The sequence below is a fragment of the Methylorubrum suomiense genome (genome assembly GCF_022179765.1).
Classification (GTDB): Bacteria; Pseudomonadota; Alphaproteobacteria; order Rhizobiales; family Beijerinckiaceae; genus Methylobacterium; species Methylobacterium suomiense.
Window position 1 is genome coordinate 141,428 of the sequence record NZ_BPRE01000008.1, and the last position, 12,404, is coordinate 153,831.

General features: G+C 68.8%; 14 protein-coding genes. 2 read left to right on the forward strand and 12 right to left on the reverse strand.

Going from position 1 to position 12,404, the window contains the following annotated elements:
• Position 1: 1 nt before the first annotated feature.
• The gene (locus MFF26_RS14495) at positions 2-733 is read right to left on the reverse strand and encodes a hypothetical protein (RefSeq protein ID WP_137831292.1); all 732 of its coding nucleotides are present in this window, start codon (positions 731-733) and stop codon (positions 2-4) included.
• Entirely contained in the window at positions 733-2,421 is a 1,689-nt protein-coding gene (fliF, locus tag MFF26_RS14500) for a flagellar basal-body MS-ring/collar protein FliF (protein ID WP_137831291.1), read from the reverse strand. Before fliF ends, MFF26_RS14495 begins: the two co-directional genes overlap by 1 nt.
• A gap of 207 nt (positions 2,422-2,628) precedes the next feature.
• Between fliF and MFF26_RS14505 the strand changes: the two genes are divergently transcribed.
• Entirely contained in the window at positions 2,629-2,856 is a 228-nt protein-coding gene (locus tag MFF26_RS14505) for a hypothetical protein (protein WP_137831290.1), read from the forward strand.
• A 306-nt stretch (positions 2,857-3,162) separates the two neighbouring features.
• On the opposite strand, the gene fliP is transcribed toward MFF26_RS14505, so the two are convergent.
• The 10 genes from fliP to flgB form a co-directional block, all read right to left on the reverse strand.
• Positions 3,163-3,927 (reverse strand): flagellar type III secretion system pore protein FliP, encoded by a 765-nt coding sequence (gene fliP / locus MFF26_RS14510; protein WP_137831312.1) that lies wholly within the window; start codon positions 3,925-3,927, stop codon positions 3,163-3,165.
• Between the two features lie 77 nt (positions 3,928-4,004).
• Positions 4,005-4,490 carry a flagellar basal body-associated FliL family protein gene (locus tag MFF26_RS14515; protein WP_137831289.1) on the reverse strand — a complete coding sequence of 162 codons (486 nt, stop codon included), beginning with the start codon at positions 4,488-4,490 and terminating at the stop codon, positions 4,005-4,007.
• A 114-nt stretch (positions 4,491-4,604) separates the two neighbouring features.
• A complete protein-coding gene (gene flgH, locus MFF26_RS14520; RefSeq protein ID WP_137831288.1) occupies positions 4,605-5,315 on the reverse strand; it encodes a flagellar basal body L-ring protein FlgH in 711 nt (236 codons plus the stop codon).
• Positions 5,315-5,926 carry a MotE family protein gene (locus tag MFF26_RS14525; RefSeq protein ID WP_137831287.1) on the reverse strand — a complete coding sequence of 204 codons (612 nt, stop codon included), beginning with the start codon at positions 5,924-5,926 and terminating at the stop codon, positions 5,315-5,317. Before MFF26_RS14525 ends, flgH begins: the two co-directional genes overlap by 1 nt.
• On the reverse strand, positions 5,923-7,050 hold the full coding sequence (flgI, locus tag MFF26_RS14530; protein WP_171015574.1) for a flagellar basal body P-ring protein FlgI: 1,128 nt from the start codon (positions 7,048-7,050) through the stop codon (positions 5,923-5,925). Before flgI ends, MFF26_RS14525 begins: the two co-directional genes overlap by 4 nt.
• 11 nt (positions 7,051-7,061) lie before the next feature.
• Positions 7,062-7,559, reverse strand: coding sequence for a flagellar basal body P-ring formation chaperone FlgA (flgA, locus tag MFF26_RS14535; RefSeq protein ID WP_137831285.1), 498 nt, complete (start codon positions 7,557-7,559; stop codon positions 7,062-7,064).
• A gap of 50 nt (positions 7,560-7,609) precedes the next feature.
• The gene (gene flgG / locus MFF26_RS14540) at positions 7,610-8,398 is read right to left on the reverse strand and encodes a flagellar basal-body rod protein FlgG (protein WP_137831284.1); all 789 of its coding nucleotides are present in this window, start codon (positions 8,396-8,398) and stop codon (positions 7,610-7,612) included.
• Positions 8,399-8,412: 14 nt separating this feature from the next.
• Positions 8,413-8,745, reverse strand: coding sequence for a flagellar hook-basal body complex protein FliE (gene fliE / locus MFF26_RS14545; protein WP_137831283.1), 333 nt, complete (start codon positions 8,743-8,745; stop codon positions 8,413-8,415).
• A gap of 11 nt (positions 8,746-8,756) precedes the next feature.
• Positions 8,757-9,173, reverse strand: coding sequence for a flagellar basal body rod protein FlgC (flgC, locus tag MFF26_RS14550; RefSeq protein WP_137831282.1), 417 nt, complete (start codon positions 9,171-9,173; stop codon positions 8,757-8,759).
• Entirely contained in the window at positions 9,173-9,556 is a 384-nt protein-coding gene (gene flgB, locus MFF26_RS14555; RefSeq protein WP_137831281.1) for a flagellar basal body rod protein FlgB, read from the reverse strand. Before flgB ends, flgC begins: the two co-directional genes overlap by 1 nt.
• Positions 9,557-9,702: 146 nt before the next feature.
• On the opposite strand from flgB, the gene MFF26_RS14560 reads away from it, so the two are divergent.
• Positions 9,703-12,381 carry a heparinase II/III domain-containing protein gene (locus MFF26_RS14560; RefSeq protein ID WP_238308136.1) on the forward strand — a complete coding sequence of 893 codons (2,679 nt, stop codon included), beginning with the start codon at positions 9,703-9,705 and terminating at the stop codon, positions 12,379-12,381.
• The last annotated feature ends 23 nt before the right edge of the window (positions 12,382-12,404 follow it).

Sequence of the window (12,404 nt, forward strand, 5' to 3'; positions counted from 1 at the left end):
CTCACGCCTCCGCCACGGCCGCCGCGATCAGCCGACCCCAGGCCGAAAGCTCGGTCTCGATCACGGTCTCGCCCGCGCACACCGTCACCTCGGCGACATCGGCGGCCGTGAAGGCGATGGCTGCGGACAGGCCGGAGAGCCGCCCGGATAAGGCCGCGATGAGATCCTCGGGACCGGTGATGGCGATCGCCGACGGCTGCGGCTCGGCGAGCAGGCGCGTCACCGCCGCAGACAGAGCGTCGACCGCCTGTCGCCGCAGGGCATCGGTGAGGACGGGAGCGAGAAGCCGGGCGACGCGCTGGGACAGCGTCGCGTCGAGCTCGGCGAAGGCCGCATTCAGCCCGCGGGCGAGGGCCGCCCCCTCGGCCTCGGCCCAGTCGCGGCGGGCGCCCGCGAGGCGCTCCTCGAAAGCGACGCGTTCGGCGGCGATCCGCGTCTCAGCCTCGGCCTCGGCTTCGGCCCGGCCGGCCTCGCGACCCCGCGCCTCGGCCGCAGCGATCAGCGCCGCCCGATCCTCGACCTGCCAAGCCGAACCGGAGAGGATGCTCACCGGTGTGAAGCCCGCGATGTCGGCCTCGGGTGTGCCGGGCACCGTCGCGGCGTCGGCCTCCACCGGTCTCCCAGCGCGTCGGGTCGGGCGGAACCAGTGCCGATCGAAATCCGGCGCGGCGGTCGCGACGGGAGGAGGCGCCTCGGCGAAGTCCGGAAGGAGTCTCGACAGCATCGTGGGCATCACGCCGGCTCCTCACGCATGAGCCAGCGCTTGAGGACGGCCGCGACCTGCTCCTCGTCGATGTCGATCAGCTGCTCCAACCGCTTCTGCGGCGAGCGGGCCATCTTGTCCTCGAACTCGCCGATCATGCCGGCGACGCCCGGAGCGGGCAGCTTCTGCGCCTCGGCGGCATTCGTCGCCGCCGGTGCCGCGAGGGCGGGGGCTCCCTCGGCAGATCCGGGTGCCGCGGCGAGGGCCGGCGCGGCTTCAGGAGCGGCGAGCGCGGCGATCTCCGCCTGCTGTGCCTCCGGCACGGCGAGAATCGAGCGCAGGGCCGGCCGCAGGCCGAACCAGATCAACAGGGCCGCGACGACGAGGATGGTGACGGCGTTGATGAGCGTGCCCGATTGCTTCATCAGCACGTCGCTGATGGAGAGCGGGGGCAGCGGTTCTAGCGGCTGACCGTCATTCACGAAGCCGACGGCCGCCACCTTGATCGTGTCGCCCCGCTCCTTGCTGAAGCCCGCGGCTGAGCCCACCAGCTCCTCGATCTCGGCGATCTGCTTCTCCAGAGCCGTCTTGTCGTCGGGGCCGGCGAGGGCCGTGAGCCGCGAGCGGTTGACCAGCACGGCGACCGACAGGCGTCGGATCGCGTAGCCGTCGCTCACGGTCTGAACCGTTTTCTGAGAGATCTCGTAATTGGTGAGATCTTCCTTCTTCGAGCTCTCATTGCTCGACTGGTCGTTGCCGTCCGAACGGGTCCGCTGATCGGGCAGGTTCTCCTGGGCGCTGGTCGGGCGCTGGCTGGCGCGGTTCTGCGCGTTCTCGCTCTCGCGGACGGAGCGGACCGAGCGCTCGACGCGCTGATCGGGATTGTAGATCGTCTCGTTGGTCGAGGTCTTGTCGGTGTTGAGCTGGGTCGCGACGCTGACCTCGAAGTTTCCGACGCCGAGATAGGGGGCGAGCGTGCGGCGGATATTGTCCTGCATCTCGCGGCTGACGGATTTCTCCAGGGTCGCCATCTTGCCGGTGGGGGCCGTGCTGGCATCGTCGCCGGCGAGCAGCACCGAGCCTTCCGAGCCGATCACGGTGACGCGGTCGGGCTTCATGCCGGGGATCGCCGAGGCGACGAGATGGCGGATCGCCTGCGCGCCGGACACGTCGTCGGCGGGCTCTGTACGCACCACCACGGAGGCCGAAGCCGGTTGTTGATCGCGGCGGAACGAGCCGCGATCGGGCAGAACCAAGTGGACGCGGGCGGCGCGCACGCCCTTCATGCCCTGAATGGTGCGGGCGATCTCGCCTTCGAGGGCGCGCACCCGTGTCACCTCCTGCATGAAGGAGGTCATGCCCAGCGAGCCGAGATCGTTGAACAGCTCGTAGCCGGATTTCGAACTCTGCGGCAGGCCCTTCTCGGCGAGCAGCATCCGCGCCTGCGCGGTGTGCCCGTAGGACACCAGCACCGCCGAGCCGTCGGAGGACACGTCGAACGGAACGCCGTTGTCCTTCAGCACGGCGCCGATCCGGCCGACATCCTCGCGCGACAGCCCCGTATAAAGCGTCTCCTGCGCCGGACGGCTCAGGTAATAGGCGCCGACGCCGACGCCCAGGAATACCAGCAGGCCGACCAGCCCGAGGGCGATCAACCGCCTCGCGCCGAGGTCGACGATGTTGGTCCACAATCTCTCGGCTTGCTCGCGACCGGGCATTCTGGGCCATCCCGAACCGGACCTGATCCTTGGTCCGATGACCATCTTGCCGGTCAGTCTTGCGCGGGGGTTGCGCGGGTCGTTGCCGTGGTGGGGTGGCCGATCAGGTGACACGCAACGCTACGTCTATCGACACCGGTCAGGCGCGCGCTCTGAATTCCGATATTCGCCAAAGTCGCTCTCGCGCACGGTGCAGGAGGTCGGGGCATGACCAAGCGGCTGGAACAGGCCATGGACCGAGCTCGATCTCTCCCGGCCTATATGCAGGACGAGATCGCTAGCCTCGACCTCGCCTATGCCGGTGAGGATAAGGCGGTCCTCGTGCTGACGCCCGAGGAAGAGGCCGATCTTCTCGAAGCGCGAGGTGAGATGGAGCGCGGCGAGTTCGCAGATACCGCGGCTGTCGAGGCCGTATTCGCCAAGTATCGCGGGTGAATTCTTCGACGCGCGACCTGCGCTTCCAGGCGCGGGCGCTCCAGCAGATCGACGCGGCGCTCAGTTATGTCCAGGCCCGCTCGCCGCAAGGTGCGGCGAATATCGAGGCACGGCTCACATATCTCGTCCAGTGTCTTCGAGAACATCCGCAACTCGGGGTCAGGACGTCGGTCGCCGGGTTACGTCGTATCTATCTCGTCCCCTACCCCCTACCTGATCGATTACGTCGTGACCGATGTCGCCATCATCGTGCAGCGCTTCCGCCATACGGCACGGCGGCCCATCTCTTAGAGGTGGGGCGAACTGTCAGAAGAACGACCGCACCAGCCCGCTGACCAGCAGATTCCACCCGTCGATCAAGATGAAGAACAGCACCTTGAACGGCAGTGAGATCACCGTCGGCGGCAGCATCATCATGCCCATCGACATCACGATGGTGGAGACGATGATGTCGATGACGAGGAAGGGCAGCACGATCAGGAAGCCGATCTCGAAGCCGCGGCGCAATTCGGAGATCATGAAGGCCGGGATCAGGATGCGCAGATCGATCTTGTCCCCGGCTTCCGCCTTGGGAAAGTTGCGGCTGGCGAGATCGGTGAAGGTTTTGAGATCCTTCGGCCGCACGTGCTGGGTCATGAACTCGCGGAACGGCTCGACGATCTTGGCCAAAGCTTCCTCTTCGCCGATGCGGTTCTCCTGCAGCGGCTTCACCCCCTCGTTCCAGGCGCGGTCGAAGGTCGGGGCCATGACGTAAAACGTCATGAACAGGGCCAGCGACACGAGGAAGAGGTTGGCCGGGGTGCTCTGGAGGCCGAGGCCCGAGCGCAGGAACGAGAAGGCCACGGCGAAGCGCGTGAAGCTCGTCACCATTACGAGCAGGCCCGGCGCCAGCGACAGGACGGTCAGCAGCGCGACGAGCTGAATGATGCGCCCGCTCGCCGCCCCGTTGCCGGGGGGCAGCAGCGCGTCGAGCCCCGGCACGCCGGTGACCCCGGCGGGGGCGGAACCTTGCGCGAGGGCGGCGGTGGCGGTGAGGCCGACGATGCCGAAGGCACCGAAGACCGTCGGGATGGAACGGCCGAGCCGCTGAAATCCCGCTCGCGTCGGCGAAGATCCGTTCTTCGGGCAGGCGGCCGCCATGATCGCGCTCACTGAATCACCAGCGATTCGACGATGAGTTCGCGCACCAAGCCCTTGGTACGGATGGCGACGCGCTCGTTCAGATCCTCGCGGAGATGCTGGAGTCCGTTCGCGCCCTCGATCTGGGCCAGGGACATCGTGCGCAGATAGGCGATCGCGTCGGCGCGAATCTCGGCGATGGTGACCTCGGGATTGGGCAGGGCGCCGGTCTTGAACACGATGGACGATTCGATCCGCACCCAGGCATCGGCGGGCTCGGCGAGATTGGTCACCGCGGAGCCGACGCTGCGCAGACTGAGATCGCCCGTGTAATTCAGCACCTTGACCGCCTTATCGGCCTCTTCACGCTTCTTGAGGTCGACGGATTTCTCGACGGTGCCCAGCAGGTACATGCCGAGCCCGCCCCCCGTGCCGATGGCGACCAGCGTGACCAGGGCGAGCGCCCCGATCCAACCCAGGCCGCCCTTCTTCGCGCCGTCCTTGTCCTCGGCCATGACTTTCTTCCATTGGGTTTTACGCTGTCCGTGAGGTTCCAGCGCCTCGACCGCACGAGACGGACGGCGCAGCCCGGCATGTCCGGATGGGGCGGGCCGTTACTCGCCCTGCCGTCAGAACGGCGTCACGGTTTCGAAGATCTGTTGGCCGACCGTCGGGCTCTGCACGTCGGTGATGCGGCCTCGCCCCCCGTAGGAGATTCGGGCCTCGGCGATCTTGTCGTAATCGATGGTGTTCCGACGGGAGATGTCGCGCGGGCGGACGATGCCGGCGACGTTGAGCACGCGGACCTCGTTGTTGACCCGCACCTCCTGCGAGCCGGAAATCACCGCATTGCCGTTGGGCAGCACTTCGGTGACGACCGCCGCAACCGAGAGGCTGAGCGATTCCTTGCGGTCGATATTGCCCTGGCCCTTGGTCGAGGTGCCGGAGCGGATACCGGTATCGGCGGTGGCCGAATCCTTCAGCCCCGAGACGCCGTAACCGAAATCGAAGCCCAGGAAGCTTTTCTGGCTGCGCTCGCGCTCGGTCGCGTTGTCGAACTGCGCCTTGTCGTTGATCGCGATGGCGACCGTGATGACGTCGCCGACATTGCGGGCGCGCGGATCCTGGTACAGCTCCGCGCTCGCGGGCGACCACGTGGAATGGTAGCCGTGGCGGCGGCCATAGGCGCCGAAGGCGGTCGGCAGCGGCTCCCGCGGGGCGTTGAGGCCCGTGCCGATCGGCGTCAGGACGGGCGGACGACCGAGGCGGTCGAGATCGCTCTGGCAGGCGCCGAGACCCAGCGTCAACAGGCTCGTAAAGGCCGTACGAAAGCCACGCATCACGACCTCTCGTTCTTCTTCTTCGCCGGCTCCGGGGTGTCCCCGGCCGGGGCGTCCCGGCGACCGGTCTCGGTCATCTTGCGGGCGAGGCTCGCCGCGCGGGATGCCTCCATCTCCGCGAGGATGGCGCTGGCGGTGCGGGCATTGAGCTTGGTGAGAAGGGCGGCGGCCGATTCCTCGGACATGTTGGCGAACTGCAGCGCCGCCGCGTCGGGTCGCATCTTGGCGTAGACGGCGACCACGCTCTCGTCGGCCTTGGCCAGGAACTCGTTGCGTCGCTTGAGCCACGCTTCGTACTCGGCCCGCTTCTCCTCCAGCGCCTTAATGCGCTCCTCGACCTGACGTTCGAGCGCGGCGAGCTGCTCCTTCTGCCAAGCGAAGCGGGCATCGGCGGCGGCGTCGGCGATATTGGCGCAGTAGCCGGATTTCGCCGGCTCCTTGGCGACGAAGTCCTGAGCCGAGACGTCCTTGGGCGCGTCGCGGATCGCGAGAGCCTTGAGGGCGGCCTCCTTCGCGGCATCACTGCTCTCACCGCCGGCCGCCGATGCGGCGCCGGCGGGAACGAGGCCGAGGACGAGCCCGACGATGAGATTGCGCGCGAGGCGGCTCATTGGACGACCAGCTCCGCCTGCAGGGCGCCGGCGGTCTTCACCGCCTGCAGGATCGCGATGATGTCGGAGGGTTTCAGCCCGACTTGGTTGAGTCCGCGAACCAGGGTCTGAAGATCGGAGCCGCCGAGGATGGCGAGCTTGCCCATCTGCTCCTGGGCGGCGACTTCGGTGCGCGGCACCACCACCGTCTGGCCGTTGGAGAAGGGCGCGGGCTGGGACACCTCGGGCGATTCTGTGACCCGCACGGTGAGATTGCCGTGGGTGACCGCGACGGTGGAGATCTGCACGTTGCGGCCGATCACGACCGTGCCGGTGCGTTGGTCGACGACGACGCGGGCGGGGGTGTCTGGCTGAATCGTGAGATCGCCGATCTCGGCGACCAGCCGGGTCTGGGCCATCTGGCGCCCGCGCATCACGACGACGGAGCGCTGGTCGCGGGCCGAGGCGATGCGGCGCCGGAAGGCGCCGAGCGACCACGTGTTGATCGCGTCCGCGATCTGCGTCGCGGTCTTGAAGTCGGGATTCTTCAACTCGAACACGAGTTCGGGCAGATCGCGGAACGTGCCGGGCACTTCCCGCTCGATCAGGGCACCGTTGGGAATGCGCCCGGCCGTCGGCACGCCCTGGGTCAGTTGCTCGGCCTGTCCCTGCACGGTGAAGCCCGAGACCGCGAGCGGCCCCTGCGCCGCCGCGTAGACGAGGCCGTCGCCGCCGGTGAGCGGCGTCATCAGCAGGGTGCCGCCCTTGAGCGAGGTCGCGTCGCCCATGGAGGTGACGGTCACGTCGATCCGCGAACCGGTGCCGGTATAGGGCGGCAGATCTGCCGTCACCATCACGGCGGCGATGTTGCGGGTGCGCAGCCGCGCGTCACGCACATTGATGCCGAGCCGATCGAGGAGCGATTGCAGCGACTGCTCGGTGAATTGAGCGTTGCGCAGGGTGTCGCCGGTGCCCTGGAGACCGGTGACGAGGCCGTAGCCGAAGAGCTGATTGTCGCGCACGCCCTTCAGCGTGGCGATGTCCTTGATGCGCGTGCCCGCGGCCCGGGCGGGACCGGCGATCAGCGCGAAGCCGAGCCCGGTGATGAGCCCGAGCAGGATGGCAAGGAGGACGCGGTTCGGCAGGCGCGGTGTCATCACTGCGCGCCGATCTTGATGCGGCCGTCCGCCATCACGGTTCCGAGAACGATGCGATTGGTGTCGGTGTTGCGCACCCGGATCGTCTCGCCGAGCCCGCCATTCTGGAGCGGCGCGCCGACGGTGGTGATGACGAGGCCGTTCTCCTCGAACACCATCTGGGTCGGGGTGCCGCGGCTCACGAGGCGGGGATCGTCGACCGCGTTGACCGGCACCGGTTCGCCCGGCAGCAGCATCCGCCGGGCCTGCCGCCCGATGATCGCCTTCGGAGCGTCGATCACCGCCGAGCGCGCCCGGAAGGTCGACGGATAGGCGCGCATCCGCAGCATCGAATCCTTGATCGTGTCGCCCGCGTAGATCGTCACCACCGGCACCGGCAGCTCGATCTCCGCGGCGGCCATCTCCTCGGCGGCGAGGGTCGGCCCGGAGGTGCCCACGGACAAAGCCACGGCGAGGAACGGCAGGAGAAGGCAGCGGGCGAGAAGCGTGCGGGCCATGGGGAACGCGCCGAGACGGGAGCAGGGGAGGGGCGGGCGCGACGCGCGCGTCAGCGGATGCCCTTCGAGACGGTGCCGGCCATCTCGTCGGCGGCCTGGATCACCTTGGAGTTCATCTCGAAGGCGCGCTGGGCCGTGATCAGGTTGGTGATCTCCTTCACCGGATCGACGTTCGAGCCCTCGAGATAGCCCTGGTGCAGGCGGCCGTAGCTGACATCGCCGGGATTGCCGACGACCGGCGCGCCGGAGGCGGGCGTCTCGCGGTAGAGGCCGTTGCCCAGAGGTTCCAGACCGGATTCGTTGGCGAAATTGGCCAGGGTGAGCTGGCCGATATTCTGGAGAGCCACCTGCCCATCGACCTTGGCGAAGACCTGACCCGATTCGTTGATCGTCACCTGAGAGGTGTTCGGCGGGATCAGGATGACCGGATCGACCGCGTAACCCTCGATCGTTACCAGCTGGCCGGCGCTGTTCTTGTTGAACGAGCCGGCGCGGGTGTAGTGGATTTCGCCGCTCGGGCTGGTGATCTGGAAATAGCCGCGCCCGTTCACCGCCAGGTCGAACTGATTGCCGGTATTGGCGAGCTGACCTTGCCGGTGGAGGTTGCGGATCGCGGCCGCACGCACACCGAGCCCCAGCATCGCACCCTCGGGCACGGCCTCCTGGCCGGCTTGGTTCGGCGCGCCCTGCTGGCGTTCGGCTTGGTAGAGCAGGTCGGTGAATTCGGCCCGCGCGCCCTTGTAGCCGGTGGTGTTGAGGTTCGCGATGTTGTTCGCGATGACTTCGAGATTGAGCTGCTGGGCCGACATGCCCGTGGCGGCGATGGCGAGAGCGCGCATGGTCTTGGGTCTCCTCAGATCGGCATGCGGCTGAGTTCGAGATAGGCGGCCACGACCTTGTCGCGGATCGCCACGACGGTCTGGAGGCTCTGCTCGGCGGACATCACCGCCTCGACCACCTGCTGCGCCGTGGCGTGGCCCTGGATGCCGGCGATGGAGGTGGCCTCACCCAGCCGCAGGGCGTCGCGCGCCTGGGCGGCGAACTGGGCCATGACGTCGCCGAACTCGGCCCCGGCCGGCGCCGGGGCCTGGACCGGCAGCGCCGCCCGCTGGACCGGAGCGGTTTCGGAGAAGGCGGTGCCGGCGACCTTGTCGAAGGCCGATAGCGAGGTGAGTGCCTCGATCATCGTGCTGGCTCTCAGGATTTGAGGAGATCGATGACGCCCGCGACCATCGCGCGGGCCTGCTTGATGACTTGGAGGTTCGCCTCGTAGGAGCGGTTGGCCTCCCGCATGTCCGCCATCTCGACGAGCATGTTGACGTTGGGCAGCTTGACGTTGCCGTCCTCGTCAGCGGCGGGATTCGCCGGGTCGTGCTCCGTGCGGAACGGCGTCTTGTCGGTGCCGATCTGCGAGAGACGCACCGAGGCGAAGCCGGCAGCCCGGTCGAGCTCGGCCCGGAACGTCACGGTCTTGCGGGCATAGGGATCGGCGCCCGGCGTCTCGCCGGTCGATTGCGCGTTGGCGAGGTTCTCCGAGACGACGCGCATGCGCATCGACTGGGCCTGGAGCCCGGCAACGGCCAGCCGGGACGCGGAGAGCAGAGGATCGATCATCACCCGCTCCGTACGGCGGTCATCAGCATGCGGTGGAATGACTTGACCACCGCATTGTCGAGGTTGCTCTGCCGGGCGACCTCGCCGCCCTTGAGCATTTCCTGCTCCAGGCTCACGCTGCTCGACGTGGCGAGCACGTCCCAGTCGCCGGCGGGCTGGGTCCGGAACGGGATCCGGTCGCTCTGCTGCGCGAGATGGGTGCGCGACGTGGCGGACAGGTCGAGGCCGGTTCGGGCCAGCACCTGGGAGAACGGCACCACATCCCGCGCCTTGAAGCCCGAGGTGTTCGCGTTGGCGACATTGCCCGCGATGGTGGCCTGCCGCACGGCGAGGTAGCGCGCGTGCTGCGAGGCAAGGTCGAACAGGTAGACGCCCGTCGTCATGGCAACGCCCCCATCCTCAAACGGCCCCTTCGATTGGTGGAGGGAAAGCGAAACCTTCCCCGTCTCCTGTGGGGTTTAGGTCGGTAATCTTGCACGAGGCTGGCTCTCGGCTTGACAGGTGAGGGCCGCCCGGTGCGCCTGCAGCCATGGACAGGCGCGACGAGGAACGGGAGCCGCAGGGCGATGACGGGCAAGGGGCGGTGCCGGTCCGCGTGCCGGTCGCTGTCCGCTATGCCGGTGGGGCGGGGCAGGGCGGGCATCCCGGCCTGCACCTCATCACGCCGAACCACCGCTTCGCCCGCGCCGTACTCGACTTCGAGGATCTTCGGCCCGGAGCTTGGTGCTGCCTTCGCTTCGATCTCGCCTCCGACGAGGACGAGGCGGCGAGCCTCGTGGCCGACGCTGTCGCGATCGGCTTCGACTTCCTGGCGGGGGATGGATCGAGCCTCGATCTCGACCACGTGCCGGGGCTGGTGCGCAGCCTGCTTGATCCTCACGTCGCCTGGATTCCGGGGCCCGATCTCACGGACCGTCCGGTGCGCATCGGCTTCCGGATGCCGGAACAGGCCCGCGCTCTCGCTCTGACGGTACGGTCCTGGCGCAACACGGCACCCGTCATCCTGTCCGACCCGGCCATCCTCGTCGGCCGGCCCGATCCCGGCCCGCCGCCGCGGCGGTGGATCCTCGACGAGAGCCCGGTCACCTTACGTTTCGCCCTACCCGACGCGGTCGGCCTCGTGCTGCGTGGCCAGATCTACGCACCGGAGCCGGATGAGCACGCCGCGCGGGTCAAGCTCGTCTACCGCGACCATGCGGGCGCGCAGATCGCACCGCCCTATCCCGGCACGGTCTCGGTTCCGGGACTGGGAGCGGTCGTGAACCTGTCGGCCGTGCCGCAGGCGCGGCGCTTCACTCTGGCGCTCCGCCCGCCCAGCGGCGCCGCGTTCGTCGATCTTGATTTCGGTCCCTGGGAAGACGCGCCACGCCCGAACGGTGCCGAATTGCTCGCCGAGCCCGAAATCGCGCTGGAAGACGATTTTCGCCTGGAGAGCCTGTGCTCCGACGATATTCTCGACGCGCCGGCCTTCCTCGCCCGCCTCGCCGAGCGCCTCGGTCTGCCGGGAGCGGCGATCGCCGACTGGGTGCCTCCGGTCGCAAGCGGAGGCGTGATCGCGCCCCTGGCCGGTGCCCGTGCCCTGAGGGCCGGGACGGATCGCGGTGCCCGGATCGATCCGACGGGGGGCGTGGCGCTCGAGCTGGCCGGCCTGCCGGTTTGGACACTGTCCGAGGGCCAGAACTGGCGGGAGGACCCGTTCCGCTCGGTGGCTTGGCGGCTGGCCTATCAATCCCTCTCATGGCTTCTGCCCCTCGCCGCCCTGCCGCAGGGGAGGGAACGCGCTGGCGCGCTCGCCGCCTCGTGGTCGGCGGCCAATCCCTGGGGGCAGCCGAGCGATCCCCTCAGCCTGCATCCGGCGGCCCTCGCGCCGCGCGCGGAGGTTCTGGCGAATCTGCTCGATGGGGAGGGCGCGGAGCGCGCTGTGATCACGGCCGAGGTGGCACGGCACGGCTTCGCCCTGGCTGAGATCGTCGGTCAGAACACCCTGGCCCGCAGCCTCACCGGCATCCAGGCGTCGGCCGCCCTTCTGGTTCTTGCCCGGGCGCTCCCGTCCTTCCCCTTCGCCTCGTTCTGGGAGACCCTGGCCCGGCGCAGCCTCGAACAGGGATTCGAGGCGATGCTCGGCCGCGACGGTGCGTTTGCCGATCCCGCGCTCCAGACTCGCCTCGATCTGTTGGGTCACGGACGCACGGTCGCGGAGGCCCTCGGGGACGATTCGCCCGGTCCGATGATCGCTGCCCGCGTCACGGCGGCCCTTCCCGGCCTCGCCCGGCTGGTCGATCCTGGCGGGCGGTTGCCGTCCTTCGGCGACGGCGCGAGTCCCCACGACCTGGGCGGCTGGGTGACGCGGCTGACCCGTCGCCCCGATGTCGGCGCGCTCGTCGTCGCCTGTGGCGAGGTTGTTCCCGAGCCGGAGGCCTCAGGGATCTCGACGTTGCGCTACGACGCACCGGAGCGGGGTTGGGCGCAGTTCGCCTGTCTGCACAGCGGACAATCGGCTCTGGGCCACCGCGACGGCACCTCCTTCACCTTCGCGACGGGCGGTCTGCGCTGGATCGTGGATGGCGGCGGGGAGGGGACGGAGACGGGCGCCATGCGCCACTATCTGCTCTCGTCACGAGCCCACAACGTCGCGCGCCCCGATGGGCGCGAACCTGTCGCCGGGCGTGCTTGGTTCACAACGCGTGTGGACCTCGACGGGGCACAGCTGCTGGCCTTCGCCAGCAACCTGCACGGGCCCGAATATGCCCATGCCCGTCTCTTTCTGGTCCTCGATGATCTGGCCGGACTGGCCGTGCTCGATCGCTTCGTGCGGCGCGGCGCAGCGGGACGGTCGATCTCGTTCGAGGGATTGTTGCACCTGCCCCCCGATACCCTCGTCGCCCTGTCCGGTCCGCACCGCGCCCTCGCCCGGCAGGCGGGCGGACGCCTCGATCTTCGCGCCTGGACGGTGACGGGGCAGGGGGGCGGGATGGACGTGGTGATCGGGCGCAGCGATCGGCCGGGGCGGATGCAGGGCTTCGTCGCCACGGGCTCCGGCGGGTGGAAGGCCGCTCCGGTGCTGCGCTACGCCTTCACCGGTCGCGGCAGCGTCTGCGGCGGCCTGATTGTCGCTGCCGATGCCGAGGCCGAGCGGCGTCTCGTCCACTTGCTCGGCACCGAGCGCGTGCGGCACCTGAGCGAGCCTATCGAGCCGACCGTCCCGTGACCGAATCCGGGCCGGCCGGCGAG

Excerpts from the sequence above, each read along its gene's own strand:
- MFF26_RS14495 (WP_137831292.1), bottom strand. The coding sequence starts at position 733 with ATGCCCACGATGCTGTCGAGACTCCTTCCGGACTTCGCCGAGGCGCCT.
- fliF (WP_137831291.1), bottom strand. The coding sequence starts at position 2,421 with ATGCCCGGTCGCGAGCAAGCCGAGAGATTGTGGACCAACATCGTCGAC.
- MFF26_RS14505 (WP_137831290.1), top strand. The coding sequence starts at position 2,629 with ATGACCAAGCGGCTGGAACAGGCCATGGACCGAGCTCGATCTCTCCCG.
- MFF26_RS14515 (WP_137831289.1), bottom strand. The coding sequence starts at position 4,490 with ATGGCCGAGGACAAGGACGGCGCGAAGAAGGGCGGCCTGGGTTGGATC.
- flgH (WP_137831288.1), bottom strand. The coding sequence starts at position 5,315 with ATGCGTGGCTTTCGTACGGCCTTTACGAGCCTGTTGACGCTGGGTCTC.
- MFF26_RS14525 (WP_137831287.1), bottom strand. The coding sequence starts at position 5,926 with ATGAGCCGCCTCGCGCGCAATCTCATCGTCGGGCTCGTCCTCGGCCTC.
- flgA (WP_137831285.1), bottom strand. The coding sequence starts at position 7,559 with ATGGCCCGCACGCTTCTCGCCCGCTGCCTTCTCCTGCCGTTCCTCGCC.
- flgG (WP_137831284.1), bottom strand. The coding sequence starts at position 8,398 with ATGCGCGCTCTCGCCATCGCCGCCACGGGCATGTCGGCCCAGCAGCTC.
- fliE (WP_137831283.1), bottom strand. The coding sequence starts at position 8,745 with ATGATCGAGGCACTCACCTCGCTATCGGCCTTCGACAAGGTCGCCGGC.
- flgC (WP_137831282.1), bottom strand. The coding sequence starts at position 9,173 with ATGATCGATCCTCTGCTCTCCGCGTCCCGGCTGGCCGTTGCCGGGCTC.
- flgB (WP_137831281.1), bottom strand. The coding sequence starts at position 9,556 with ATGACGACGGGCGTCTACCTGTTCGACCTTGCCTCGCAGCACGCGCGC.
- MFF26_RS14560 (WP_238308136.1), top strand. The coding sequence starts at position 9,703 with ATGGACAGGCGCGACGAGGAACGGGAGCCGCAGGGCGATGACGGGCAA.